This is a genomic window from Roseivirga sp. BDSF3-8 (assembly GCF_041449215.1).
In the GTDB taxonomy this organism is placed as follows: domain Bacteria; phylum Bacteroidota; class Bacteroidia; order Cytophagales; family Cyclobacteriaceae; genus JBGNFV01.
Genome location: NZ_JBGNFV010000001.1, coordinates 290,195 through 316,455 on the forward strand (window position 1 = coordinate 290,195; position 26,261 = coordinate 316,455).

The 26,261-nt window shown below is 44.6% G+C and carries 21 protein-coding genes and 1 CRISPR repeat array; of the genes, 16 read left to right on the top strand and 5 right to left on the bottom strand.

Annotated elements, in window-relative coordinates; genetic code table 11:
- Window positions 1-125: 125 nt before the first annotated feature.
- Entirely contained in the window at window positions 126-1,007 is an 882-nt protein-coding gene (locus AB9P05_RS00950; protein WP_371906941.1) for a hypothetical protein, read from the bottom strand.
- A gap of 278 nt (window positions 1,008-1,285) precedes the next feature.
- Here AB9P05_RS00950 and AB9P05_RS00955 point away from each other — a divergent pair, with 278 nt between their 5' ends.
- From AB9P05_RS00955 to AB9P05_RS00975, 5 genes are all read left to right on the top strand, one after another.
- Entirely contained in the window at window positions 1,286-3,178 is a 1,893-nt protein-coding gene (locus AB9P05_RS00955; protein ID WP_371906942.1) for a TIGR02556 family CRISPR-associated protein, read from the top strand.
- 10 nt (window positions 3,179-3,188) lie between these two features.
- Entirely contained in the window at window positions 3,189-4,115 is a 927-nt protein-coding gene (cas7b, locus tag AB9P05_RS00960) for a type I-B CRISPR-associated protein Cas7/Csh2 (protein ID WP_371906943.1), read from the top strand.
- The gene (gene cas5b / locus AB9P05_RS00965; protein ID WP_371906944.1) at window positions 4,105-4,875 is read left to right on the top strand and encodes a type I-B CRISPR-associated protein Cas5b; all 771 of its coding nucleotides are present in this window, start codon (window positions 4,105-4,107) and stop codon (window positions 4,873-4,875) included. The genes cas7b and cas5b overlap by 11 nt, the downstream gene beginning before the upstream one ends.
- A gap of 1 nt (window position 4,876) precedes the next feature.
- Complete coding sequence (gene cas3, locus AB9P05_RS00970) at window positions 4,877-7,258, top strand: CRISPR-associated helicase Cas3' (protein ID WP_371906945.1); 2,382 nt, start codon at window positions 4,877-4,879, stop codon at window positions 7,256-7,258.
- 318 nt (window positions 7,259-7,576) lie between these two features.
- Window positions 7,577-8,269 (top strand): CRISPR-associated endonuclease Cas6, encoded by a 693-nt coding sequence (locus AB9P05_RS00975; protein ID WP_371906946.1) that lies wholly within the window; start codon window positions 7,577-7,579, stop codon window positions 8,267-8,269.
- A 136-nt stretch (window positions 8,270-8,405) separates the two neighbouring features.
- On the opposite strand, the gene AB9P05_RS00980 is transcribed toward AB9P05_RS00975, so the two are convergent.
- Genes AB9P05_RS00980 through AB9P05_RS00990 form a run of 3 tightly spaced genes read right to left on the bottom strand, consistent with a single transcriptional unit; the run spans window position 8,406 to window position 10,212 of the window.
- Window positions 8,406-9,395, bottom strand: a complete 990-nt coding sequence (locus tag AB9P05_RS00980) for a HipA domain-containing protein (RefSeq protein ID WP_371906947.1) — start codon at window positions 9,393-9,395, stop codon at window positions 8,406-8,408.
- Window positions 9,392-9,721 carry a HipA N-terminal domain-containing protein gene (locus AB9P05_RS00985; RefSeq protein ID WP_371906948.1) on the bottom strand — a complete coding sequence of 110 codons (330 nt, stop codon included), beginning with the start codon at window positions 9,719-9,721 and terminating at the stop codon, window positions 9,392-9,394. The genes AB9P05_RS00980 and AB9P05_RS00985 overlap by 4 nt, the downstream gene beginning before the upstream one ends.
- Window positions 9,718-10,212, bottom strand: coding sequence for a helix-turn-helix domain-containing protein (locus AB9P05_RS00990; RefSeq protein ID WP_371906949.1), 495 nt, complete (start codon window positions 10,210-10,212; stop codon window positions 9,718-9,720). The genes AB9P05_RS00985 and AB9P05_RS00990 overlap by 4 nt, the downstream gene beginning before the upstream one ends.
- Window positions 10,213-10,219: 7 nt before the next feature.
- On the opposite strand from AB9P05_RS00990, the gene AB9P05_RS00995 reads away from it, so the two are divergent.
- The 10 genes from AB9P05_RS00995 to AB9P05_RS01040 all read left to right on the top strand — a co-directional run bounded on the left by AB9P05_RS00995 (window position 10,220) and on the right by AB9P05_RS01040 (window position 21,357).
- Window positions 10,220-10,588, top strand: a complete 369-nt coding sequence (locus AB9P05_RS00995) for a hypothetical protein (RefSeq protein ID WP_371906950.1) — start codon at window positions 10,220-10,222, stop codon at window positions 10,586-10,588.
- Between the two features lie 185 nt (window positions 10,589-10,773).
- A complete protein-coding gene (locus AB9P05_RS01000) occupies window positions 10,774-11,280 on the top strand; it encodes a hypothetical protein (RefSeq protein WP_371906951.1) in 507 nt (168 codons plus the stop codon).
- Between the two features lie 160 nt (window positions 11,281-11,440).
- The gene (locus AB9P05_RS01005; RefSeq protein WP_371906952.1) at window positions 11,441-11,704 is read left to right on the top strand and encodes a hypothetical protein; all 264 of its coding nucleotides are present in this window, start codon (window positions 11,441-11,443) and stop codon (window positions 11,702-11,704) included.
- A 281-nt stretch (window positions 11,705-11,985) separates the two neighbouring features.
- Window positions 11,986-12,465, top strand: a complete 480-nt coding sequence (locus tag AB9P05_RS01010) for a hypothetical protein (RefSeq protein WP_371906953.1) — start codon at window positions 11,986-11,988, stop codon at window positions 12,463-12,465.
- 172 nt (window positions 12,466-12,637) lie between these two features.
- The gene (cas1, locus tag AB9P05_RS01015; protein ID WP_371906954.1) at window positions 12,638-13,663 is read left to right on the top strand and encodes a CRISPR-associated endonuclease Cas1; all 1,026 of its coding nucleotides are present in this window, start codon (window positions 12,638-12,640) and stop codon (window positions 13,661-13,663) included.
- A complete protein-coding gene (gene cas2 / locus AB9P05_RS01020) occupies window positions 13,663-13,953 on the top strand; it encodes a CRISPR-associated endonuclease Cas2 (protein ID WP_371906955.1) in 291 nt (96 codons plus the stop codon). The genes cas1 and cas2 overlap by 1 nt, the downstream gene beginning before the upstream one ends.
- Complete coding sequence (cas4, locus tag AB9P05_RS01025; protein ID WP_371906956.1) at window positions 13,950-14,534, top strand: CRISPR-associated protein Cas4; 585 nt, start codon at window positions 13,950-13,952, stop codon at window positions 14,532-14,534. Before cas2 ends, cas4 begins: the two co-directional genes overlap by 4 nt.
- A gap of 196 nt (window positions 14,535-14,730) precedes the next feature.
- A CRISPR array of direct repeats spans window positions 14,731-16,447; the repeat unit is 37 nt; unit sequence CTTCGTGAGCTACTTCCATCATAATAAGGATTGAAAC.
- A gap of 1,711 nt (window positions 16,448-18,158) precedes the next feature.
- Window positions 18,159-19,106, top strand: coding sequence for a tyrosine-type recombinase/integrase (locus tag AB9P05_RS01030; protein ID WP_371906957.1), 948 nt, complete (start codon window positions 18,159-18,161; stop codon window positions 19,104-19,106).
- A gap of 20 nt (window positions 19,107-19,126) precedes the next feature.
- Window positions 19,127-20,251, top strand: coding sequence for a glycosyltransferase family 2 protein (locus AB9P05_RS01035; protein ID WP_371906958.1), 1,125 nt, complete (start codon window positions 19,127-19,129; stop codon window positions 20,249-20,251).
- The gene (locus AB9P05_RS01040; RefSeq protein WP_371906959.1) at window positions 20,248-21,357 is read left to right on the top strand and encodes a DegT/DnrJ/EryC1/StrS family aminotransferase; all 1,110 of its coding nucleotides are present in this window, start codon (window positions 20,248-20,250) and stop codon (window positions 21,355-21,357) included. Before AB9P05_RS01035 ends, AB9P05_RS01040 begins: the two co-directional genes overlap by 4 nt.
- Here the strand turns inward: AB9P05_RS01040 and AB9P05_RS01045 are convergent.
- Window positions 21,350-24,958 (bottom strand): hypothetical protein, encoded by a 3,609-nt coding sequence (locus tag AB9P05_RS01045; RefSeq protein WP_371906960.1) that lies wholly within the window; start codon window positions 24,956-24,958, stop codon window positions 21,350-21,352. The genes AB9P05_RS01040 and AB9P05_RS01045 overlap by 8 nt on opposite strands.
- Window positions 24,959-25,638: 680 nt before the next feature.
- Between AB9P05_RS01045 and AB9P05_RS01050 the strand changes: the two genes are divergently transcribed.
- Entirely contained in the window at window positions 25,639-25,956 is a 318-nt protein-coding gene (locus AB9P05_RS01050; protein ID WP_371906961.1) for a hypothetical protein, read from the top strand.
- Window positions 25,957-26,261: the final 305 nt, after the last annotated feature.

Here is a 26,261-nt window from a genome sequence, read left to right on the forward strand (position 1 = left end):
TTTAGTCCAAGCGCGACGCTTGAACTAAGTGGGGTATATGCTTGCGCCAAAGGGGCTTTATCTAATAAGATTACTATAATTTACTTGTGTATAAGGAGCTAAACCCCCTTATACACAAACATTAATTATGTTTTTAAAAGATTTATATGTTGAAATAGAAAAGATAATTTATCCGAATCATCCAACATGAAAAACTGACCGGGCTTAATCTTAAACTCATGGCCGTGGGTGTGAGAAATCCATAAATCATAATAAAATCGCTCACTTGATGATAAGTGTTTTTTCTTACTTGTTTTACTTTTAATTGAACTAATCACATCTCTTTTTTCATCAATATCAAACTCATTGTCAAATTTCATTATTTCGGTGGGAAAGATATATTTGAATAATTTTTTTATGGCATTTACTTTTGTGTATTTGGAATATTTAATTGATAACTCATTCTCATATAATTCTAAAATTTTCTTTAACGTATTTAGCGACATTAATAGGTACTCCTGGCTAATGTTCAATCTTTTGTTGCTCTGAGCCTCCCTTTTGTTCGGCCCTGCTGTAGCTAAATAAAATGAATTCACAATTAGATTATTGTGAAGTAGAAGGTTCCTTGTTGCTTTTATTTCTTTTAAATGATTAATATCGTTATCGTCAATTATTTCACTATCAATATCAGCAGCTTTACAAAAACATGTCAGAACTTCTTCTAGGCTTTTATAGGTGATCGAGGTTACTTTTTTTTCAATGGTATATACCAATGGATTTCCGTTTAATAGTTGTTGCTTTGGTATTGATTCATCTTTAATATTGAGTTTGTCAGGTATATAATAAAATAATATCTTTAATGTATCACTCAACGAATTCTCAAAGGATGATACTCCTAGTGCAAATAATCCTTCAAGAACAATACTATCTAAAGCTCCAGTTTTTTCTATTATTTTTTCAATTCTCGATATTGCCTGACTAATAGGTTTAATTAATTCACGTTTTTGTAACAAAATGGGCTTCTTCATTTTCGTATTATACTTTTACTAAAAACTATATTTTTACGCGTAAGGGATAGAGCCATTGTCTGAGCCACGGCCTTAGCCGGGGCGAGTAGTGATAGCCCGACCCGGCTGCCATTAGCAGACGGGACACGCCCAAATCCCCTTCTTCCTCCTCTCCAAAATTACCTCATTAATTTACTGTTTTCTGTATCGTTCGGAAACCCAAACCCCGCTTTCGGAAAGAAAACTTCCGGGGAAAGCGGGTGGTGAGCATATTAAACCGGAAAAACTATGAACCACCCATGCAAGACCGAGCGATAGCGGCCATTGGCAGGCTGCAACTGAAACAGAAACAGAACCTGGAGCCCTGGCAGCTTTATGCGGAGAGTATAAAGCCGGGGCAAAGCCACTGGATGGTAACGGCGGACTTTGCGCTGCAGCCGGACGGGACGGTGGAGTATGCGACATGCGATATATACAGGGCCAGCGATGATAACTACCTGGAATACGGCTACCGCAAAGGCTCGGCACGGGGTGGCGACATTACGCTGACAACCAAGTTTGGGGACTTTACTAAAAAAATGAATACGCTGGTGCAAAACCAACTACCCGCACTGGTGGCGGTGGCGGAGAAACATGCGCCTAAGGAAGTGGGGCTATTTCGCAGCCTGAAAAAAGCCTTTGAGGAGCAGCAGGAGGCAATACTGGCGGCTTTGCAGGAGAAATATGACAGCCTTGGGGATAAAACGGAGCAGAACAAGGCGGGCTTTACCGTGCGGATGGTGGAACCGGACGGCACACTGAGGCCGCTGACGCACTACAAAACGATACAGCAGCAACTGGAGGGGCACGGCCTTACGGGCAAGTATGAGAAGTACAGCAAGAAGTCCCTGGCGAAAAAGAAGGTGTGCAGTGTGTGCCGGGAGCAAAAGCCCGAGGTGTATGGCTTTGCTTCGCCCTTTAAGTATGCCACGGTGGACAAGCCGGGCTTTGTGAGCGGCTACTTTGACCAGCGGCGCAACTGGGCAAACTACCCGGTGTGCAAGGACTGCGCGCTGGAACTGGAAGTAGGCAAAACGTATGTGGTAAATGCCCTGCAGAAGCGTTTTCACCATCGCAATTTTTATATGATACCAAAGGCGGTAATGCCCATGGACGAAGACACGCTTAGCTATGCGGTGGACCTGGTGGCAGATATGAAAGACCCGGAAAAGGAGGATAACAGGGTGGTGACGGAGGATGCTCTGGCGGAGGTGGCGAAGGATGAGGATAACAGCTTTACGCTGAACCTGCTCTTTTACGAAGAAAACCAGACGACGAAGGCGATTACGATAAAGCTGATGCTGGAGGAGATACTGCCCTCTCGCTTCCGGCTGATGTTTAATACAGTACCGAATGAAATTAATGGGCATGCACTCTACAAAAATGCCCGCTACGATACAAAGAAAAAGACGACGAGCGACCTGCGCTTTAACTTCAGTCACCTGTATAGCCTTTGGCGGGGCAATGACTACTACGCGATTACGCAGAAGGTATTTATGGGTGAACCGATAGACCGGGCGGAGTTTTTTGCGCGGGTGATGCACCGTATACGCGAGCAGCATGCCAATGCACTGACGGGTAAAATGCACGAAAACACGCGCACTACGGTGCTGAAGGCCCACATAGTAATGCGCTACCTGCAAAAGCTGGGGGTGCTGCAGGACATGGTGGCGGAAACAATGAACGACTCAATCTCTACACAATATACTATGAGCGAACCAAAGAAAAGGGCCTTTGACATGGCCAAATTCAAGGCTTTCCTGGAAGAAAAAGCAGACTTTCTGACCACTAAGGAGCACCAGGGTGTATTTGCGGTGGGCGTACTGATCCGCCTGCTGATCAACATACAGAAACGGGAGCTGAACAATACGCCGTTTGCCAAAAAGTTTAAGGGCTACCACCTGAACTACCAGGACATTATGCGGCTGTACATGGACACGCTGGATAAGCTGAACCAGTACCAGCACTTTTACATCTATGGGGAGCTGAAGGAATTTATTGCGCTGAACTTTTCTACGAATGCGAAGAGGCTGAAAACGATGGACCCGAACGAGCTATCCTTTTACCTGGTAGCGGGGCTGGAGCTGGGGCAGCACTTCCGCACCGATCCTGAAGAGGCAGACACACACGAAATAGAAACTGAAATCGCATAAGAGATACACAATGAACACGATAAACAACCGCACAGAACTGCTATTTCTTTTTGAGGCAGAAAACACGAACCCGAACGGGGACCCGATGAACGAGAACCGCCCGCGCTACGATGCGGAGGACAGCACGGCACTGGTGAGCGATGTGCGCCTGAAGCGTACCATCCGCGACTACTGGCTGGAATACAAGGGCTACAACGGGGAGAATGGCAAGGACATATTTGTAAGAGAGACGAGCTATGAGGGGGATAAGGGCGAGAAGTTCATCGTATCCGGTAAGCGCCGGGCGGAGAAGTTTAAAGACAGTAAGGACAAGGTGCTGGAAGAGTGCCTGGACGTGCGGGTGTTTGGTGCGGTACTGCCGCTAAAGGGTGATAGCCTGACCTTTACCGGGCCGGTGCAGTTTCAGATGGGCCGCTCACTGAACAAAACGGAGGTAACACCAGAGCAGGGCACGGGTGCCTTTAGTAGCGGAGATGGCAAAAAGCAGAGCACTTTCCGTATGGAGTACAAGCTGCCCTATGCGCTGATTGGCTTTAACGGCATCATCAATGAAAAGGCGGCGCAGTATACGCACATGACGGAGGAGGACCGCGCGCTACTGATGGAGGGGATATGGGAAGGTACCAAAAACCTGATCTCCCGCTCGAAGTACGGGCAATTTCCGCTGCTGATGGTGGCCATACACTATAAAGACTCTTACCAGATAGGCAGCCTGCGCCAGCGGCTGCAGGTGAAAAGCAATGAAGGGGTAGCGGAAAAGATGATCCGCAGCACGGAGGACTATACGCTGGATGTGAGCCGCCTGCGTGAGGCGATCCGCGAAGTGGCGGACAAAATAGACCATGTGGAGGTGCGTATAGACAACCGCCTGCAACTGGTAGATGGTGATGAGAAAATAAAGTGGACAAGCAAAAACTACCAGGCGAATGAACTCTGAGGAAGTACTGGCATTCACCCTGCGCGGGGAATACGGGCACTTCCGCAAGTTTAACACCACCACCTCTCCGCTGAGCTACAGCCTGCCGGGGCCTACGGCTCTGGCGGGGCTGATGGGGGCGGTGCTGGGTATAGAGCGCGAAGACAGCGGGGGCAAGCTGCCGGGTGGTGGGGAGCCCTTACGCGAAGCCTTTTCGCCGAAGCGCTGTCGCTGGGCCGTGCAGGTCATTCATCCCGTAAAGAAAGTGTACATCGGCTTTAACCTGATCAATACCAAGGCCTTTGCCGACTACTACAACCTGGACGGCCGGGCGAACAAGGGCCGCACGCAGGTAGAGTTTGAACTGCTGAAAGACCTGGCCTACCGCATATACCTGCAGTGGGACCACCCCCGTCGCGATGAACTGGCGGAGCGGCTGTCTGTGCGCAGGCACCACTTTACGCCCTACCTGGGCCTGAGCCAGTTTACGGCTGAGCTGGACGGTGAGGGCACAGAAAAGCTAAAGAAGGTGAGCGGAGATGATGAGTTTGAAGCATGCCACTCGGCTATAAACCTGAGCCTGCTGGAAGGGGAAGGGAGGCTGATTGATTTTGGAGATGAGCAGCACTACCATACCGATACCCTGCCGCTGGAAATGAACCTGCAGCGCGAGATAGGCCGCTACGGCGAGGTACTGCTGGAAACGCACGGCAACCCCATAAAGGTAAAGGGCGCAGAACTCTACCGTACCCAGACCGGGCAGCATATTCATTTTTTATAATATGAAGCACATCTGGTCACACCCCGGCGTACCCCTCATCCACCACCTGCGTCAGGTGGCGGATGAATGCGAAAGACTGGCAAAGAAGCTTTACGGGACGGAATTCGGTTTGGGGCCGCACCTGCCGGCCCTTTGCCGGATAGCCGGGGCCTGCCATGACATCGCCAAGGCTACGCGTTACTTTCAGGCCTACATTCGGAATCCCCATAAGGTGCACAGCCACCTGAAAAACCACGCCCATCCCTCTGCCATTATCGCCTTTTGGCTGGCAGAGCGGTACCTGCAGCAGCAAAATGCGGATGGCTTGCTGCAAATATGGGGGCCGCTCTTTGTATACACGGCCGTGCGTAGGCACCACGGCAACCTGAACGACCTGAGCGCAGATGTGGCGCTGGCGGATGCGGATGTGTCTGACCTGAAAGATCAGTTTGCCGCCATGCCGGAAGAGGCTGGCCTGATGTTGGGGGAATTGCTAGGCGAAACACTAACGTTACCGGAATGGCCGGAGCTGATGGATGAGTTACAAAGTGATGCGTTTCATGCTCAATTGCTAGGCAAGAAATACCTCAAACACAAAAGGGTATGGGGAAAGATAAAGCCGGAAGAAAAGCTTTTGTGGTTCTACGGCCACCAGGCCATATACGGTTGCCTGCTGCAGGCCGATAAGCAGGATGTGATTGTGGGTGAGAGGCAAGGGCTACCGGGCTTACCCTTTAAAGCGATTAATGAATATAGAGAAGAAAATGGGTGGAATGAGTTTAAGAAAGGGCTGAGGCAAAAACAGAACCAGGCCTACTTCGAAAGCCTCCAAAATCTGGAAAAGGTGTACAGCCCGGAGCAGCACTTTTACTCCATTACCCTACCCACCGGGCTGGGCAAAACGGTAACAAGCATGGCCCTGGCGATGAAGCTGGCAGAGTTGAGCGCCGTAGACGACCCCCGAATCATCGTGTGCATTCCGTTTACCTGCATCATAGACCAGAACGCGCAGGTATACCGGGACATCCTCGGCGAGGGGTCGGATATGTTCCTGACCCATCACCACCGGGCAGAGCCTGCCTACAAAACATCGGAAGACGAGCTGGACGAGGACAAGAGCCAGTTTATGATAGAGACCTGGCAGTCGCGCGTAGTCGCTACCACCTTTGTGCAGTTGATGGAAACCCTGTTCAGTGCCAACAAAAGCATGCTGCTGAAGCTACCGGCCTTTGCCAATGCCATCGTGGTGCTGGACGAGGTGCAGCAGATCCCCTGGAAGTACTGGAAGCTATTTAACAAAGCCTGCCATGCCCTGAGCCAGCTTTGCGGCACCCGCTTTATCCTGCTTACGGCCACCCAGCCCCTCATCTTCACACCCGGCGAGGAAATCACAGAGCTGGTGCCGGACTACGGGCAGTACTTCCGCTTCTTTAACCGAACGCGGCTGCACAATAAGCTGAACACGGAGGTAAGTAAAGATGCCTTTTGGCAGGACATTATGGAGTATGGAAAAGAGCATAAGGACAAAGACCTGCTCGTAATCGTGAACACCAAAAGGACAGTACGGGAGACTTATGCTTTTTTAAAGGATAATTGGGGAGACGGGCACACGACCTTCCGCTTCCTCAGCACCTACGTTACCCCGCGCCAACGGAAAAAGGTGATAGATGAGGTGAAGAATAAGAAGTACAAAGGAAGGCTCGTCCTCATCACCACCCAGCTCATAGAAGCAGGCGTAGACATCAGCATGGGGGCCGTATTCAGGGAGCAGGCACCGCTGGACTCCATCATACAGGCCGCAGGCCGGGCCAACCGCTATAACAAGCAGGACCGGGAGGCAGACGTTTTTCTTTATAAAATTAAAGAGTGGAAAAGCGGTACTTCGAAAGTGTACGGAGGCCCGCTATTAGACAAAACCAAATCGGTACTAAAGCATTACGCCGAAATACCGGAGAAGGATTACCTTCAGATTATCCAGGCATACTTCAAAGAAGTCCGACAGTTTGCCGATAATGCAGACGAAGATCTGCTCAATAACATGGCGGCCATGGAGTTTGGCGAGGTGGGTAAGTTTGAGTTTATAGAGGAGCGTGAAACGGATAGCGTATTCGTACTGCTGGACCATGAAGCACAGGAAGTCTGGGACAGGTACGCAACCCTGATGGAAGATGGAAAACTAAAAGGCCACGAGCGTAAAAAGGCATTCCGCCCGTTCCGCAACTTCTTCTACGACCACGTCATCAACGTACCTGTAAAAGATGCCGCTCAAACCGTAGGCCGCAGCATGGAGAAACAGCACGGTTTTTTTGTGATTGAGGTAGGTGAGTTTTATGATGAGGAAATGGGGTTTATAATTCCTGAGAAGGCTGAAAAAGAAGAAAAGAAAGGAGCGATGATACTGTAAGCTGGCCTTAAAGCACAATCCCCGCTGCATAGCAGCCTGTCCGTCAACTGACGGAGGGTCCCCCGGCTACTAGCAGAAAGACTGCTTAAAGCGACCTCTGGGAATGGTAGAGAGATGGCTAAAGAGATGCAGTAAATCCCCTCCATGGAGGGGCAGGCGTACAATATTGCTTATGAAACAATAATATTCCGTCCGGGGTGGGTTTATGCAGACACCCTGCTAAAAGCAGTTGTGGGTATAGTAGCAGAGTGCCAGACGATGGGGGCCCCGCTATTCAGCGGGGACAGGTGCTTACCTGATTTATTAGTTTAAGAAAAAATGGAAACCACAGACACAAAACCACATACTATACAGACCACCACGCTGCGCTTTCCCGATCTGCGCTTGCAGCGGCGGGAGGCGGCGCAGTTGCGCGGGTACTTCGGCAACCTGTTCCGGGAGCATAGTCCGCTGTTGCACAACCACTACGAGGACGGCAGCCTGCGCTATGGCTACCCGCTGGTGCAGTATAAAGTCATCAAAGGCGTGCCCACCCTGCTGGGGCTGGAAGAAGGCGCCGGGCTGCTTACGGAGCTATTCCTGCAAGTGCGCGAGCTGGACATAGCCGGTACCCACTACACCATACAAGGCAAAGACCTACGGCAGGAAAAGGTAGCCATAGGCGTAGACCCCTCCGGACTGCACCAGTACACCTTCGTAAACCCCTGGCTGGGCCTGAACGAAGCCAACTACCAGAAATACAAAAAGGCCAGCCCGGAAGAGCAGCAAAAGCTGCTGCAGCGCGTCCTTACCGGCAACATCCTCAGCTTCTACAAAGGCATGGCCCTGCGCCTCTCACCCGATGAGCGCATCCTGCTCACCGCCAAGCTCAGCCCAAAACGCATCAACTTCAAAAACCAGGAAATGCTGGGATTTACGGGGGAGTTTACGACCAATGCTTTGCTGCCGGGTGCGGTGGGGCTTGGGAAAGCGGTTAGTCGGGGATTTGGGGTGGTTTCTTTTAATGGTTAATGGTTAGTTGTTAATTAGTGTCAATCCCTGAATAGCACTAGTCCCCGTCGTATGACGGGGCCCCCATCGGTGAGGTACGCTGTTGGGTATTGCTAGCTACTTAAGCTATCATCTACACACTAACTGCCGCGAGGCTCTACCGTGAGTCATCTTTAGGCATCATCTTCAGCCTCTTTACTTTATCTTCATAGAGATTCCTGTAAGCGGCCTTTAGCTGGTCTTTTAAGAAGGAGCGGTCAATAAGGGAATGAATCAGGTCGGTGGGGGTTGTAAACTCTGCAATAATCTTTTTGATCCGTGACTCCCTGATGCCGATTAGATGGCCAAATTCATAAAAATCCTGGTAGGTATAAAAGCCATAATCGTCATAGGTTGTTGAAAAGCGATCCTTAAACAGGGTCAGTGCCATGTCCGATTCACTTGGCGAATGGATACGGGTACACAGCAGGTCATATACTGGCGTAAGCACATAGTCTCCCTGCGCGGATTGTATGGCCGAGAAGTTCTTTAGGTGGGCATCTCCGTTTGAGAATATATAATTGAATAGGATCAGGCGAAAGAACTTCTCCATTTCTATTCTGTGTGTAGGGATATATTGCTTGATCAGCCCGGCAATTTCTTCATAGGACAGGTCGTACTTATAGTTTGTTCCGTGCGTTTCTGAAGTCATTTGCGCTATCTGAGCAAAATCTTCCTGCTGCCGCTTACTGTCGCTGGTTTGATCGAATCTGCGTACAAGGTAAGCCGGGGTTTTATCATTAAAGTAGACTAGTGCATTTGGAGGTACGCTGAGTTTAAATGCCTGTTTTGCAATCTGCATGGTCAGGTGCTCATTTGCCGGGGTTTGATCCAGGTATTTAAACGTTCCTACGGGTATGGGTTTAAGAATATATTGACCACTTTCTTTGGTAAGCTGAAGCACATTGTCTTCCAGGCTCAGGGAATACTTTACCTGTACGCCGGATATGGATATTCTCTTAGTTTGATCCGGAAAGGCTTCTGACTCATCTGCATACGGAGAGGGGAAAGGTAAAACTGAGCTTACTTTCTTCCTATCAAATAGTTCTTTGCGGCATTTCGTGCAAAAATCTCTCTCGCTTTCCTTTAAACACCCCCTGCAGGTCATGATGATAATGCTTTAATGGTAATGGAACCTATCGTATCGCTGCCCGCCGTTTTAAGTAGAAGGCTGAAGTGGTCATCCTCATCAATTTTTAATAGCCTGCATTGTGTTTGCCGGTTTACGCCTTCTGACAACAGGCCGAAGAAAAAAGGGAAAAGCACTTCTGACCGATAGGGTTCCGGGGCTTTGGGCATAGTCAGGCTGATGGCAAATGTATCGGGGTTGTTGAGATACTCCTTATCATACGAAAAAATATACCCCTCCCCTTCGGTCTTCTCCAGCAAACCCGCCAGCAAGCCATTATTGTATACCTGCGCCTTTTTACTCATTTGATCACATCAATGGTAAGTTCCAGTCCCAGTACTTCGCACAGGTTCATCAGGCTGGCCAATTCCGGATTAGCCAGTCCTTTTTCTATATCACGCAAGGTGCGCTCTGATATGCCTGAAATCTCCCCCGCGTCTTCCTGCGTGATCCTGAGAAATTTCCTGCGCTCTTTTATTACTTCTCCTATTTCCTTGATATCCATATCCAGCAATATTCTGCCGATTTTAGGTAAAAGTACGGCTAATGCTCCATCAAAGCAATAAATCCGGCAAAGTACTGCCGGATTCGTTGTTTGTAGACTATTTACAGGATCATACTTCGTCAATTCGGCATTATTCTGCCGATTTGCTAATTCTCCAAGACTAGTTAAACAGCCAATTTCTGCTAGACAATAACTCATTAATGCTTTGGGATGATAAAATGCCGTGTTGGGAAAACGCTTTTCAGCTTCTCCTTTACTTGCCCTTATTTTAATTGAACAGGCTAAAGTCATTTCGAGTATGAGACATTCATTAAGGAGCTTGCTGCTGAGCATTGCAATATTATTTATAGTTAGCTGTCAGGGCACTACGGATTCCGATGTATCGCCCACGTCGCCTCCGCCGCCCCTGCCCTCTCCCACTTGTATAGATACTAATTGTTCAGACTACTACTCACAGGCTGCTGCTCAGGCGGCGTATGATGCAGACCCGGATTGCAGGGGCGATCTGGATGCTGATAATGATGGCATTGCCTGTGAAGAACCGGGCAACAGCGTAACGATATGCCCCACCACAGCCAATTGCGGCTGCTCCAATAAAAACAAAAGCCCCTGCGAAACCGACCCTTGCTGCCGCTGGATAGTAGGGACGGGGTGTAAGTGCAGATAAATCCAGCCTTTAAACAATACTTAATATTACTAATTAGCACTAGTCCCCGCTGAATAGCGGGGCCCCCAACGGTGAGGTACGCTGTTGGGAATTGCTAGCTACTTAACCTATAATCTACACACTAACTACCGCGAGGCTTTTTTTTGTCTTAGAAATAAATTTTAAAAACTAGAATTATAAAGAAAATGGATTTACTGAAATACGAATATTTGGATTCACCCGAAGGATCATATAATCATACTTTAGGTAAGCTGGTAAGAGATATAAGATATTACACTAGTCAAGTGCCAATTGAAAAATTTAAAGAAGCAATGCCATCTTTGAGACTAGTAGAATCTAAACTCCAAAAGTATGATGAGGAAATCATGAATGACAGGCGTAATTATATAGATGAAATAATGGATGCACTGGAAAAGGAATCTGAGATAGAGGAAAAGCTATTTGAGGATTTTGAATGGGCAGCTAAATCTATATTATTAACCCTTTTTGATAAAGACTTTGATTTGAGTGATTATTCCTATGAGCTAAAGAAGAATAGAGGTGTTTATTGGCTTGAGTTTTACGGAAATGTGAATATAAATGACAAAGTTTTATTGGTGGTGAAAGAAGTTTTTAAATCTGTATGCTATAAATATGGAATAGTCTTTATTGATGGGTATTTAAAGGAGTATAGAGATCTATACCTGAACTAAATGGGGAAGTTTCAATAATATAAAACTAATTACTATCGCGGGGTTGTACCCCCTGGTTCCCATTCTATGCGAAGTGGTACCGGGCCGCGTCCGACTTCGCGAAGCCAGTATTAAAAGAAACAGATCAACGAGAACATAGAATAGTAATCTCTTTTATAAAATGTTGAAGATTCCTTCTTACAATCCTGAAGTATATGATAAAGTTAGCCAGCTAACGGGGCTGAATTTCAAAGCGCAGTTAAAAGATAGTGGTATTGAGTTTAGAAAAATTTATAAAATGACTGATATGCTAAATGAAGAGATTAGCTACCTATTGGTTACTGATAAGTTGGGTGTAGTTTTTAAAAATAGAGATGAATTTTTGGATAAGTTCATATTGCAACTCAGGAGCAGATTAGCTGATTTAAACCAAGAGCTTGAATAACTCAGAGAGCAGGAAAGGCAATCATTCGTAGATGAGAATCATATTTTTATGGAGCATGAAAGAATTGGCTATACAGGTGATAAGCATGTTAAACTTTTGAATCGAATGAGAGAGTTGAAGGGCAAGTAGGGGATTTAATGCATACAAGCCAGATATAACCTCCGCAGGGTTGTCAATTGCATGGTATACACCCATTGTCGTCTATTATGAGAAGTTGTCCCCAATGAATCCTACGGCGTACATTGCGAGAGTGAAGGATGTCCAAACAAAAAGCATCTAGAATGAGAAAAATAGACGTTTACATAGGCGAAATAGAAACACAAATTGAATTTGCTAAGCTGTCATATGCTTTTTTCTTAAAATCTTATGAAGATGATGCCGTATTGCCATCATTTATGAGTATCCATCATTTTCTCATTCATGTTTCTAATATTGATAAACTACTGGATGTTAGAAGTAATAATTTTAGGAAAGAAGTTTTTGGAGATCAACTCATACAAATTGATATAAGACAATTTAGGAGGTTAAGAAATCACTTAGAGCACTTTGATGAAAGACTTGATTCTTGGATAAAAGAATATGATGATCATACATTTTTTGATATGAATTTTGTGACTGGCACAAGAGGTTATCCAGATAAGGCATCTTTAAGAGCTCTTGACGGGATGAATTTTAAGTTTCAAGGAGAAAATTATGATTTAGAATCTCTATATAATTCAATCCTTGAATTGGCTATAGAAATTAATAAATTAAGTGGCTAGAATTTTCAATAATAAACTTTCTATCTCATCCCCACCATTTGCCTTTCTTGAAAGGCAGTAAGTTGAAAACTTACAAAAATGGTAATCACGAGTTACGCTGTCGCTAAACCCGCGATAGTGGCTGGGGAACTTCTTAAACCTTATTCTTTCCTCAGTTATTATCAATTTATAAATGCACCTCTACCTAAACACCTACGGCACCTACCTGCACATCAAAGACCAGTTGTTTGAAGTGCGGGTGCCGGAGTCCGAAGGCAGTAAGCAGTATCAGAAGCACCATGTGGCCGCGCAGAAGGTGCGGACGATTGTGATGACCACTTCGGCGGCGCTGAGTACCGATGCCATTAAGCTGGCGATGGCGCACCATATCGATATTGTGTTCCTGGAGCGGGGAGGGCAGCCCTTTGGCCGGGTGTGGCACAGCAAGCCCGGCAGCACTACGCGCATCCGCAAGCGGCAACTGGAGGCGAGCCTTTCGGAAACGGGCCTGCGCTGGGTAAAGAACTGGACGCTTCGGAAGATGCAGAACCAGGCGGACTTTCTCTTTGATTTGCTGCGGCACCGCCCGCATCTGAAAGCCAGCTTTACCGAAAAGCGGGAGCGCATAGCCGAACTGCAAAAGTCCGTGCAGGACCTGGAAGGCGACCGCACGGCGGATGTGGCGGACAGCCTTCGCGGACTGGAAGGCAGCGCGGGCAGACTCTACTTTGCCGGACTCAGCGAAGCGATACCCAGCGCATGGGCCTTTAAAGGCCGGAGCAGCCGACCGGCCAAAGACCCTTTCAACGCCTTCCTGAACTACGCCTACGGCATCCTGTACAGCCGGGTGGAAAAGGCACTGATGGTGGCGGGGCTGGATCCCTATACCGGCTTTCTGCACCGCGATGATTATAACCAGCTCAGCTTTGTGTATGACTTCATAGAGCCCTACCGCATCTATGCCGATACGGTGGTGTTCAGGCTCTTTTCCGGTAAAAAGGTAAACCAGCAGCATACCGATGAGCTGAGCGTGGGCTACTCGCTGAATAAGGAGGGCAAGCAACTGCTGGTAGCGGCCTTTACGGACTACCTGGATGAGGACACCATACGGGTGCTGAACCGCAACCAGACAAGGGCCAATGCCATGCAGGCCGAAGCCCACGGCTTTGCGAACAGCCTGCTGGAAAAGGATGACGACTATGAAACGGAAGACTACTGATGATCTGCTGGGTACTATACGATATACAGGACAATAAGGCGCGGCGCAATGTGGCCAAATACTGCAAGCAGGCCGGCCTGTACCGCGTGCAGTATTCCTGCTTCCTCGGTACGCTAAACGGCCACGAAAAAGACACGCTGGAACTGCAGATAGAAGAAGAAATAGATGAGGAAGTCGATAAAGTCTACATCTTCCCAATGAACAAATCGGAGCTGCAATCCTGCATACTTATGGGCCAGGCCTTTGACAAAAAACTGGTGTCGGATGAGGTAAGGGCGCTGTTTCTATGAGTGCCTGTATCAGCATAACACCCTCGCACATTATACAATATTTGTATTGTCCGCGCTTTACCTGGTTTGAGTACGTGCTTACGCTGCCGCAGTATGAAGAGAAGCAGCATAAGGTCATGCGTGGACGCGAGCTGCACGACCGCAAACTGGAGGAGAACAAAGGCTACCTGCGCAAACGTATTGGCGTAAAGGACAAGCAGGAAGACATCTACCTGACCAATGGCCTGCTGCGCGGCCGGGTAGACGAGGTGCTCACCCTGCAGGATGATACGCTGGCCCCGCTGGACTATAAGTTTGCCCGCTACGAAGGCAAGCTGTACGATACCTACAAGACGCAACTCTACTGCTATGCCTGGCTGATAGAGGAAAACTACGGCGGAGAGGTGAACCGCGGCTACATCGTATACACCCGCAGCAAAAACAAACTGCTGGAAGTGCCCGTAGCCCGTAAGGATGTGGAGAAGGTAAAGGCGGCTGCGGACAGCATAAGGACCATTATCGGCGGAAAGACTTACCCAAAGGCTACCAAATACAAAAAGCGTTGCCTATCTTGTACCTACCGGAACGTTTGCACGCAGTAGCACTTCCTCCGGGTGGCAATTTATTTGGAGATGGTCGAAAACAGGCCGTAACAAACTGACTTTCAATTACTTTAGCTTACGCAAATTTGCCAAAAACAGGTAAAATACCGCTCTTTGACGTACTGATTTTGAGAAAAAGGCCGATAGTAAAAAGCACGTTTCTCATTAGTTCACAGCCACTTAGCTCCGAAATCGACTTCGTGAGCTACTTCCATCATAATAAGGATTGAAACTTCCAGCGCCGAAAAAAGCACTGAATGGCCTGGGCCTTCGTGAGCTACTTCCATCATAATAAGGATTGAAACACTATGAAGGGTTCAGTATTATCCATCGCGATGCGCGCTTCGTGAGCTACTTCCATCATAATAAGGATTGAAACTCGGGCCAATTACTATTAATCCACTTCACAATATTGTCTTCGTGAGCTACTTCCATCATAATAAGGATTGAAACTAGTTTCCTACATAACCGGCTGAATATTCACCAAGCTTCGTGAGCTACTTCCATCATAATAAGGATTGAAACTAGACAGATCCTTATAATCGTGGCTAACTCTAATATCTTCGTGAGCTACTTCCATCATAATAAGGATTGAAACGCACTTTTAATGGATTTGGATCCGCCTGACGGGTCAATCTTCGTGAGCTACTTCCATCATAATAAGGATTGAAACGAGCCTATCAGATAACTTGCCTATACTAATCCCATACTTCGTGAGCTACTTCCATCATAATAAGGATTGAAACCGCTAACAAAAAGCTCTAACACTGTATGTGTTGAGCTTCGTGAGCTACTTCCATCATAATAAGGATTGAAACTTGATCGAAGCGAGGCAAAGCCAAAAGAAGAACCCACTTCGTGAGCTACTTCCATCATAATAAGGATTGAAACCTCACGTCCATAACATTAAGAACGCGGACGAACTGCTTCGTGAGCTACTTCCATCATAATAAGGATTGAAACTAGACACCATCGACATAAGCCATATAAAGTACTCTGACTTCGTGAGCTACTTCCATCATAATAAGGATTGAAACTCAACTACATTAATTCAGGCAGCCGGCTAATTCCGGCTTCGTGAGCTACTTCCATCATAATAAGGATTGAAACTGAAGGTGACTAAGGGAGGTGTAACAACGCATGATTCTTCGTGAGCTACTTCCATCATAATAAGGATTGAAACACTTAAAACAAACAAAGTCACCTTTCATGTTAGTAGACTTCGTGAGCTACTTCCATCATAATAAGGATTGAAACTTGAAAGCTTAAAATTTAAGAACAGTATTGAAGTTCTTCGTGAGCTACTTCCATCATAATAAGGATTGAAACCCATTATCTGCTAAGTTTTGCTTTGAAGCCTACCGCTTCGTGAGCTACTTCCATCATAATAAGGATTGAAACAATCATAGATCAGCCGGGGGATGGCTTTGTTCTTCCTTCGTGAGCTACTTCCATCATAATAAGGATTGAAACTCATGAATATTTGTATTTACTCCTGATTGATCGCCTACTTCGTGAGCTACTTCCATCATAATAAGGATTGAAACACTAGCAGATCTGCGATCCTTACGGATTCAGAATCACTTCGTGAGCTACTTCCATTAGAATAAGGATTGAAACAAATTTTGAATAGTGGTTTGTCCCTTCCCTATTTCTCTTCGTGAGCTACTTCCATTAGAATAAGGATTGAAACTACTTTGCCAGTCTAACAGAAGATGGCCTTTTTTCTCTTCGTGAGCTACTTCCATTAGAATAAGGATTGAAACTTGAGGTGAAGACTGAGAAAGGCCGATTGTCGAAGGACTTCGTGAGCTACTTCCATTAGAATAAGGATTGAAACATATTCAAGAATCAATAATGCCTGGCAGTGATAGGACTTCGTGAGCTACTTGAACGCAAGCCCGGTTCCACCACAATAAGGATTGAAACCGGCGACGTGTTCAGCTATACCCTTCTGGAGGAGGCACTTCGTGAGCAAACCGTCCGGGGTTCCGGTCCATCACAATAAGGATTGAAACAGGTCGTTCGAACTAGTTACTGTAAAGAAAATCCTTCTTCGTGAGCTACTTCCATCACAATAAGGATTGAAACATATCATCCGCCTTGAAGGGAGTACCTTCCGGCAGGATATCGGACTTCGTGAGCAAACCGTCCGGGGTTCCGGTCCATCACAATAAGGATTGAAACGACCTGTACGCCATGCAGATAATCCAGGAAGAGAACTTCGTGAGCTACTTGGACGCAAGCCCGGTTCCACCACAATAAGGATTGAAACTGGCTGTGCTTTCCTTTGCGTGCCCGCTGAGGGATCTTCGTGAGCAGTTGAGCGCAACCCAGGATCCACTACAATAAGGATTGAAACGTGCCGTCCTTGCACATCTCAGTATATCCAAGCCGGTACTTCGTGAGCAAACCGTCCGGGGTTCCGGTCCATTAGAATAAGGATTGAAACGGCGCCGACCCTGAAGTTCTTGTTGACAACTCGGTCTTCGTGAGCAGTTGAGCGCAACCCCGGATCCATTACAATAAGGATTGAAACCGATCGCATAGAGGATAGCGACGGCGACTTATCAGAGGCTTCGTGAGCAGTTGAGCGCAGCCCCGGATCCACTACAATAAGGATTGAAACACATTGGCCGCGAACGCTTCGTCATGGCGAACAACTACTTCGTGAGCAGTTGAACGCAACCCCGGTTCCAGCATAACCCGGTTCCAGCATAATAAGGATTGAAACATAAAAGTATTGATATTCTAACAAGTATTGAAAAGGCCTTCGTGAGCTACTTGAACGCAAGCCCGGTTCCACCACAATAAGGATTGAAACTTACAGGCTTATCCGCGTGGATTATGTAGACGGCGGCTTCGTGAGCTACTTGGACGCAAGCCCGGTTCCACTTCAATAAGGGTTGAAACATCCAGTACCTGGTGGTGTGGCCATCCTCGAGCCGGCTTCGTGAGCAGTTGAGTGCATACTCGGTCTGAATGGACCCCGGATCCACTACAATAAGGATTGAAACCGTTGTATCTCATCGTATATTGTAATCAGTCGTCAGCTTCGTGAGCTAGCTGAACGCATAGTCGATCTGAATGGACCTCGGTTCATTAAAAGAAGTGACTCGGAACGTATCCATTTCGATTGCATTTGGGTGAAACATTTTCGGCGAATCACCTTTTGTCAATGCATCGAATGAGCTACCAAATCGAGGTAAAAAGCTTCAAATAAAATGACTTCAATCAACTGCATACCAGTTGTTTATAACCCATTCAGCCCCCTCTAATATAGAAAGAAAATCAGGGCACCGAATAGAGTGCATTTTTATTGAAATGAAACGGGTTAAACTGGTTTAAGAAAAATGAAAAAAGCCACTGGAAACTAAATTCCAGTGGCTTTTAACCTTATTTGATAAGTAGGATGTGATCCACTTGGTGCGTTTCTCGAACCATTTTGAGGGGGATTTTCGGTCACTTGCGAATATAGGGCATTATAATTAGGAATGAGCAAACAACAAAAGAACATGAAAGCTATTCTTAGGTTCGGAACATTAGAGCACCCATCATTGGTAATGGGTTAGTAATTCGTCAAGTGAGGGATATATTGGTCATTCATATAAAAACCTATGATTTATGACCTTTGCAAAAGCACAAGAATACTTCCTGGATCACTGTCAGTTTGAAAAAAACCTTTCGGCTAAGACGCTTGAATTTTATGCCATCGATCTCAGGCAATTTCAATCCTTTTTGAAGAACTACAAATCAGATAGTCAGATTGGGAAAATAGACAAATACGTCCTGAAAGATTATTTGAAGTACATAGCCCATTTTAAACCCAAGACGGTCAAACGCAAATTGGCCACTCTTAAAGCATTTTTCAATTTCCTGGAGTTTGAAGATATAATTATGGTTAACCCTTTTCGCAAACTTCGGGTAAAAATTAAGGAACCCAGGAGGCTACCTAATCTAATGAGTACCCACGAAGTTCAAAAGATCTTCAAAGCAGCTTACACTGCTAAGGAGGCGACTACATCAGATGGTGACTATTTAACTAAACTCAGGGACATTGCAGTATTGGAATTACTATTTGCAACGGGAATTCGAGTATCTGAACTTTGTGATTTAAAGGATAAGAACATTAACCTCCAAAACGGGGTGATAACTATTAATGGAAAAGGCAGTAAGGAAAGATTAATTCAAGTGTGTAATCCTGGTGTGCTTAGAATTCTATGTGAATACCGGCGGTACTTTGAAGAGCAGATAGAGCAAAGCGGCTATTTTTTCATTAACAGGTTAGATAGGAGGCTATCCGACCAATCTATTCGCAGGCTTATCAGAGGTTATACTCAATTGGCGGCTATCGACAAAAATATTACTCCTCATACGTTTAGGCACACTTTCGCTACCCTGCTTTTGGAGGAGGATGTGGATATTAAATATATCCAGCACTTTTTAGGGCACAGCTCTATCGCTACTACACAGATTTACACTCACGTTAACAGTGCCAAGCAGCAACAAATCTTGAGCACAAAGCACCCCAGGAACGGCTTTGAGTTTGGATCGTGCTCGGATTCCCAATAAAGGATAACTCTTTATTATCCATGATTGAAAACTCAGTTGTCATTCCGGTTTTTGGCAATGAAAAGCTTCTCACCATCCTCCTATCTACCCTACTAGGGACTTTAGATGAACAATGTGAAGTAATAGTGGTGGATGACGGCCATCCTAATATGAAAATATCAGAAGAGCTGCCAGAAGGGGTTCAACTTTTATCTAACGAGAAAAATTTGGGCTTTTCCGGTGCTGTGAATAAGGGAATTAATGCTGCCAAAGGAAGGTTCATCACAACCATCAATACGGACATCCTGCTTGATAAGGAATGGTTAAATGTAACAAGAAGCATATTCAATAATTATGACAAGGTTGGTATGCTATGTGCTAGGTTAATATATCCTGATTATGGCCTGTTGATGCATTGTGGAGCTTATTTTGGAAAAGGGTATTGTTTCAATGCCTGGCGAATGTCCTCCCCTGATTTTGAGCCGGCTACTAAATTTAAAAAGCTACAGGCCGGGTCCGATGCCCTTGCTACTATGCACAGAGATTCCCTGCTCTCGGTGGGAGCGTACGATGAGTCCTATCATACCAGTGTAGAAGACCTTGACCTTTGCTTTCGTTTTCAACAAGCTGGCTTTAGTAATTACTTTACTCCAGACATCATAGGTTATCATAAAACGGCTGCATCGGGCGAAGACCGCTACAAAAAGGTCAAAGAAGACAAGAAAAAACTTTTCGAGAAATGGAAGGATCATATCGAAGATGAAACCAAAGAAGTATTTGAGATATCTCTAAAGCGTTTTTCAAATAACGGAAATGAGCTACCAGAACGAGCGTACTTCTTCAACCTCAATAGAAAGAATTCAGAAGCTACGATCACAGCCTTCAAAGAATACAGTGGTATTAAACAAATCGCTCTATTCGACTTCTCAACTTACCTAAAGCAGACACCAGCTTATTATCAAAAAACAAAAATTGATTTGTTAGCGGTTTTACCCTTCAATCATCTCAATTTAAGATACCCCATTGTCTATTTCCCCGACTATTATAACAGCCTTGAAGACAACCTTTACTGGTTTGAAAACAGAGCAAACTCAACGGATCTGGTTTTTGATGATGCATTTAATCTGTTCCGCTTTGAGGAAATAATTAATCGAAAAGCAAAATGATCAGAGTATTTAGTTCAAAAGCTGGCGTGGAGGAACTTGAACATGTCAGACAGTCTATAGAAAATCAATGGCTGGGTGGAGGGCCTAAGTTAAAACAGTTTGAAGATTCTATGGCTTCAGACTTGTCTACCCAATATTTTACTATGATTGACAATGCTACCAATGGGCTATTTCTCGCTTGTCAACTGTTGGGTTTGGAACCGGGGTCAGAAATCATTTGTCCCTCCTTTACCTGGGTGGGTTGCGCTCATGCCATAAAATTAGCCGGTTTTGAGCCAGTGTTCTGTGATGTGGCAATTGAGTCTCAGAATGTATCTGTGGAAACCATCAAACCAAAAATCACCAGAAAAACCTCCGCTATAATGGTAGTTCATTATGCAGGGCTATCGGTAGACATGAATCCAATTATTGAATTGGGTTACCCTATTATTGAAGATGCTGCCCATGCCGTTTGCTCTACTTATAAGGGCCGTAGGTGCGGTACACTTGGAAAGATTGGTGTCTTTAGTTTTGACTCCATGAAAAACCTAGCGGTGGGAGAAGGAGGTGGTATAGCATTTTCAAGTGAAGAGCACTTTGAAAGGGCTAAGAAACTGAGGCTTTGTGGACTGGGAAAATCCAGTTATGAAATGCGTGGCAACAAAGACCGATGGTGGGAGTTGGGGGCAAGAGAAGCCTCTCTCAAATTTAAGCCTTCTGACATAAGTGCAGGCGTTGCTCTTGGCCAATTGGCAAAACTTCCCGTGCTACAACAGCGAAGAAAGGAAGTATGGACGAGGTACCACCTTGAATTGGCTAACATTAACGAGCTTCATTTACCTATTGAAAAGGAGTTTGATAATAGCCAGCACTCCTACTTTACTTATACTATAAGGACACCTAAGCGCGACCAATTGGCAAATTTTCTTTTGTCAGAAGATATTTATACTACCCTTAGATTCTTCCCCATTCATTTAAATGAAGTCTATATGAATGGACTAATGCTTGAAAATACAGAAATACTTAAGGAGACTGCATTGAACATTCCCTTGCACCCAAATATGGAAGAACAAGAAGTAGATAAAGTTATTAGTAGTATCAAGAAATTCTTTGACACTGCTAACTGAAACTCATGAACATGAGTAGAAAAGTATCATGGCCCATTTTGTATTCAAAGAGCTTATAAAATTCCGGATAGTTTATTTGATCAAGGACGGGTCTGAAGATAGAAAGTGTCTTTTGAATTCCTGTCATTTTCTTAAACTGAGGATTGAGCTTTATGCTCTCTACCTGCTCCATTCGAAATAAATTTATGATGGCGATTTGCTCATACCTGCTTAGTCTGTGAACATCAATCGACCCAGAGAAAAGCAAACAATCACAAACCTTTTCTAGGTAGGCTAGGGCGTTTTCTAATGAATTTGTGTTGTTCCCCGTTTGAAATTCAAATAAATCTTGAATGCTCAGGTTGTTATGCAAGCATAACTCCAAAGCCTTAGCTTTGTGAGAGTCGATAAAATGAAGGCCGGTGAAATAGGTTTTTCTGGCTAAGTCCTGATCACCCTTAAGCATATACATGTTTCCCAGGTTAATTAGGCCCCGTGTCAACTCCCAACTATAATTTCTCTCGCGAGCGATGGCAATACCAGATTCAAATTCCGCTGCTGCATCGTCAAGTTTTCCCTTCAGGGTCAACAGTATCCCATAACGAATGGCGGTTCTTGACTTGGCATTCAAATCAATCTGAACCGATTTATTATAGGAATTTTCGTGTAACTCTATTGCTTTGTCCAGGTCGTTCATACAAAGTTGACAACCCGCCATGTCATAATAGTTATGATGTATGTAATACAGATGTTCAGACTTTTTAGCCATTTCCAGGCTTTGTTCCATGGTCTTATAACCACGCAGGATTTCGCCAGAACCCCTTTGAGCCACACCAAGCCTGTTCAATGTCCAGATGAGCATTTCATTAGCTTCATCCTTATTAGCGTCTTCTTGGTTGGCAACAATGTTTTGTAATTCCTTTTTCAGAACATTCAACCTCACTTGACCATCACGATATTCACTCGCCATGATCACAACATCTGAGCATTTCAATTTGCAGTTGAATTCCAACATCTTAAATGATAAATACCCATCAGCAGACACTGTAATCTGATGATCTAAAAGATGCCTTTTGATTTCGGTAGCTAAAGTATCAAAAGACCTAATGACCTCATCTAGCGGGTAAGTCTCAGAACGAATCTCCCAAAGTGCATACCGAGCACTAAATGATTTTAATTCCAGCCCAGGGATCAAATCAACTCTATGGTCGAGTATTAGCTGACCATAACGCTCCATTTTCTTCCAATCGTCGGCCTGTTGGGCTTTGGCAAAATATGATAGTAAAGATGGATAGAATATTTCCTGTTCATCGGGGAAAACCTGATTAAGGCATCTTACTTGTATTCCATGGCGATCTTGAACATTTGGCTCATTTTTTAGCCAACTCAATATCCGGCCTGCCGCAATTTTGGCATCAGCAGATTGGTTTTCCGAGATGTAGTTGAAAAGGTTTTCATGAGAAAAGAACACCTTTAGCCCCCTCACATTGATCAGTCTTTCATCAATGGCCAATTCCAGACATTGTTCAAAATTTTTCAAATTAGCAATTGTACGCAGATCATCTAGATAAATACTTGCTTCCAAAAGGCTGACGATATGCATTAGCACCATTAGATCATGGCCTATATCTGTATTCTTCAAATAGTAATCAAAGCGAGCATCTAGTAATTTCTTAACCTCATGGTGAAGGACCACACCTTCGAGCTTATGAACATCATGCCATTCCAAACGATGGTTCTTTTCATGGATTACACCAATGTTCCTGAGGTGTACAATAGTGTGAATTATGTTGAATGGTGTATTTCCAGTTTTCTCTCTAATCTGCTCAACCAAGGAATTATGATATTTTGACTCGAGCACAATTAACTCATTGACCAAACTAGTTGCGTCATTATCAGATAGCTCTTCTATTTCAACATCTATAATCGAATAGGTAGGGTCAGATTTGACATTATACTGAAATTCAATGAATGCACTATTCCGTTCTTTAATCTCCGTACGGGCTGACGAAATGATTGCCACTTTGCAACGAACAGCTTTAAGGCCGTTGTAAAGAAAATTTAGAAAGTTGATCAACGACCTGTTGGCCAAATGCAAGTCTTCTATAATCAATACGACCATCTTTTTTTGCCCTATAGCCGAAAGCACTTTGACTAAGAATGAAGCGATAATCTTTAATTCATGTGTCTGAATATTCTTCTCACCAAAGGAAGATATTTTCCTGGCCCAGCTCATGAATGCCTCAAAATCAGCTTTATTCTGGAATATGTCTGAAAATTCAGATTCTTTGGCAAACCTCGCCAATACCCGATCTGCTAGGCCAACAAATGAACCTTCACTAAGTCCAAGACAGAAACAGATCATTTTCTCGATAATTCTTAGTTCCCCTTCAGTGGCAATTACATTAATGTGCAATTTCATGTGGGGGTAATGTTCCGTGTGGTTCATTGCCTCTTCAATGAACCTTGTTTTTCCCACTCCAGCCCTGCCAGAAACCAGAGCAAAGAAAAAGCGTTTTTCAAGAAATACCCGATCTATCTTCTCATTGAAGAGTCCGATGTTTATTATGTTATTTTCTCCTATAAAAGGGGCGAAAAACAACGGATTTCGCGCATTGAGGTTGAGATAAGATGAATATACCTCATGATTGTCAACCAGTAATTTCCATGCCAAGCCTTTGAAAGGAAACCGCTGTATTTTTGCAGGTATAAACACTACTCTCTCGGTCGATGCAGGTGTAACCGCTTCTAAAAAGTATATGCGCTTTCCCTCATCAATCTTCAGGCCGTTTCCTAATTGGATGAGCCCCTGGGGGATAATTTCGAGTTTCCAGTTGAGGCTATCGGAAAAGTAATTTTGCACATGTAATTGTATTTCAAATCCAGCACCCACAATAAGTTCTGATTTATGGGGTACCTGGAAGTTATTTTTGGCAATAGTGAGATTGGCTACAATAAGATTTCTTAAAATATCAGCCTTAAAGACATCAGCAACTTGATCTTCTAACAGTGCTTTTATGGTAAGCGGAGACCTATCAAGAAAAGTCTCCTTCTTTTTGAGTAACTCTATCTCTCTGAGAATTACAGCACCTTTATCTTGAAATTCTTGTACTTTGTTTGATAGTTGCAATGGAGTTTTTGATTTGTAGCCGGTCAAGGAGATGGTTTCCAGCTTTTCAAAATACAACTTCATCGGGTAACTCAAAAAAAGGTGTAAAAACTGTCGTCCGTTCATTGTTTTAACGGCCAAAGGAGATTTCAGAATCCAATTATGAATTTCATTATGACTTTGAATAAACCTAAGAAGATCGTTCTGAATAAGGCCATTGGTTAAAATCCAAATAACATCAGCCATTTCAACAATGGCTATGTTGATTGATGCCCCCACCATTTCATGGGATAGTTTCTTGGTATTTTCTTCAAAGTGCTTTGATTCAAAATAGAATCTTGCACCTTCTGACATAGCAATACCATCGCGTTTACCATCTCTGGTCTCAGGTGTCTTGTGCCACTGTAGTTGGGGGTGTACGGCAGCCATGAGCAGATAGCTCATCAATTCAAACTTCTTGTTATCATTGACAATCTCCCAGAATCGATGCTCACTTAAATGTGATACAACCATAATAAAGAGTTATCGATTGAAGTTAATAATACAATTTTAGTAAAAACACACGAACAACTATTGATCTATTTTTAGTAAGAGAATTATCTAAAGCAGACTTAACAGCGTCTGTATGTTGAATTTTTACCTTATTCATCAATAAGTCATTAACTAGGATATTTCCGATCAACACAGCTTAGTAAAGAGACTCTTTCAGCCTGCTGTTTTGTTGTTGTTACCATCTTCCAATCTGTGAATGTGGCGTAAGTGCTTCATTAGTTGGTTGTAATAAGATTTTCGTAAGCGGCTTCTTTGAAAGATTACACAAGCTATTACAAACATCAAGCAACGGTTTTCCCCCACATTCTGGGTAAGAACTAACTGTTTTAAAAGGCGCATATTCCATTCTAAAAATGAGTATATTTTTTAACATAATTAAGTTAATAAAAAACTCTGAAAGCACCTGAATTAGACCCTTTATATAAAATCGCACTCTGCTTTAGTGGTGGAGGGTACCGAGCAGCTTCTTTTAACCTGGGCAAATTAAGCTATTTCAACCAAGTCCAATTTAAACAATAACCTTTGCTAATGCGGGTGGAAGGCCTCAGTACGGTTAGCGGAGGAACTTTGGTAGGAGCAGCTTATTCGGCCCAAACCAGCAATGGAAAGAGCCTTCAGCGATTCTACCAGGATTTTTGGCAATGGCTGCCTCTTCTGGCTTTCCCCTGGGCTTTGAACTGATGATCATGCCAGATAATTTCTTCGCAGACTATAACGATCCTGATTATCAAAAGCTAAAGTCTCTGGACTATATGCACAGCGGTATAGGTCTGATGGATGGCGGTATAGTAGACAACCAGGGCATTGGAAGTATCATGAATGCCAATAAAAGGAGAAAGAAAGGCAACCGGCAATTTGACCTGATTTTGGTATGTGATGTATCTTCATACAAGATGAAACCCTGGGATAAGTCAGATGAAGTTTATAGCAAGGGTAGTGGTTCCATTTTCAGCCTATGACGAAAATGGAGTACGCGTAAAAAGCTACTGATCTTTGCTATTCTCTTTACAAGTTTAACAATCATACTCTTATGGTTTTGGCCTAAAAGCCGGCATTGATCCTGGCCGGTCCACGCTCCTTGTGGTATTGGCCTGGGTGTGCAGTATTCCATCAGCCATACTCTGAGGTTTGTGGTTGTTGAGTAAGTTATCCTTAACAATACTAACCATAACGTTTAATTTCCTTCACGATAAGTTGTTGCCTTCGTTTCTGCGTGGCAAACTCGAGTATTTCAGCCGCTTGCGGTTTAGCCTGCTTAGTCGGA

What these genes read in the sequence shown, in the direction of transcription:
- AB9P05_RS01035 (WP_371906958.1), top strand. Translation starts at nt 19,127, where the DNA reads ATGATTGAAAACTCAGTTGTCATTCCGGTTTTTGGCAATGAAAAGCTT.
- AB9P05_RS01005 (WP_371906952.1), top strand. Translation starts at nt 11,441, where the DNA reads ATGTTGAAGATTCCTTCTTACAATCCTGAAGTATATGATAAAGTTAGC.
- cas7b (WP_371906943.1), top strand. Translation starts at nt 3,189, where the DNA reads ATGAACACGATAAACAACCGCACAGAACTGCTATTTCTTTTTGAGGCA.
- AB9P05_RS00990 (WP_371906949.1), bottom strand. Translation starts at nt 10,212, where the DNA reads ATGACTTTAGCCTGTTCAATTAAAATAAGGGCAAGTAAAGGAGAAGCT.
- cas3 (WP_371906945.1), top strand. Translation starts at nt 4,877, where the DNA reads ATGAAGCACATCTGGTCACACCCCGGCGTACCCCTCATCCACCACCTG.
- AB9P05_RS00975 (WP_371906946.1), top strand. Translation starts at nt 7,577, where the DNA reads ATGGAAACCACAGACACAAAACCACATACTATACAGACCACCACGCTG.
- AB9P05_RS00995 (WP_371906950.1), top strand. Translation starts at nt 10,220, where the DNA reads ATGAGACATTCATTAAGGAGCTTGCTGCTGAGCATTGCAATATTATTT.
- cas4 (WP_371906956.1), top strand. Translation starts at nt 13,950, where the DNA reads ATGAGTGCCTGTATCAGCATAACACCCTCGCACATTATACAATATTTG.
- AB9P05_RS01030 (WP_371906957.1), top strand. Translation starts at nt 18,159, where the DNA reads ATGACCTTTGCAAAAGCACAAGAATACTTCCTGGATCACTGTCAGTTT.
- AB9P05_RS00950 (WP_371906941.1), bottom strand. Translation starts at nt 1,007, where the DNA reads ATGAAGAAGCCCATTTTGTTACAAAAACGTGAATTAATTAAACCTATT.
- AB9P05_RS01010 (WP_371906953.1), top strand. Translation starts at nt 11,986, where the DNA reads ATGAGAAAAATAGACGTTTACATAGGCGAAATAGAAACACAAATTGAA.
- cas5b (WP_371906944.1), top strand. Translation starts at nt 4,105, where the DNA reads ATGAACTCTGAGGAAGTACTGGCATTCACCCTGCGCGGGGAATACGGG.
- AB9P05_RS01045 (WP_371906960.1), bottom strand. Translation starts at nt 24,958, where the DNA reads ATGGTTGTATCACATTTAAGTGAGCATCGATTCTGGGAGATTGTCAAT.
- cas2 (WP_371906955.1), top strand. Translation starts at nt 13,663, where the DNA reads ATGATCTGCTGGGTACTATACGATATACAGGACAATAAGGCGCGGCGC.
- AB9P05_RS00985 (WP_371906948.1), bottom strand. Translation starts at nt 9,721, where the DNA reads ATGAGTAAAAAGGCGCAGGTATACAATAATGGCTTGCTGGCGGGTTTG.
- AB9P05_RS00980 (WP_371906947.1), bottom strand. Translation starts at nt 9,395, where the DNA reads ATGACCTGCAGGGGGTGTTTAAAGGAAAGCGAGAGAGATTTTTGCACG.
- AB9P05_RS01040 (WP_371906959.1), top strand. Translation starts at nt 20,248, where the DNA reads ATGATCAGAGTATTTAGTTCAAAAGCTGGCGTGGAGGAACTTGAACAT.
- AB9P05_RS01000 (WP_371906951.1), top strand. Translation starts at nt 10,774, where the DNA reads ATGGATTTACTGAAATACGAATATTTGGATTCACCCGAAGGATCATAT.
- cas1 (WP_371906954.1), top strand. Translation starts at nt 12,638, where the DNA reads ATGCACCTCTACCTAAACACCTACGGCACCTACCTGCACATCAAAGAC.
- AB9P05_RS00955 (WP_371906942.1), top strand. Translation starts at nt 1,286, where the DNA reads ATGCAAGACCGAGCGATAGCGGCCATTGGCAGGCTGCAACTGAAACAG.
- AB9P05_RS01050 (WP_371906961.1), top strand. Translation starts at nt 25,639, where the DNA reads ATGGCTGCCTCTTCTGGCTTTCCCCTGGGCTTTGAACTGATGATCATG.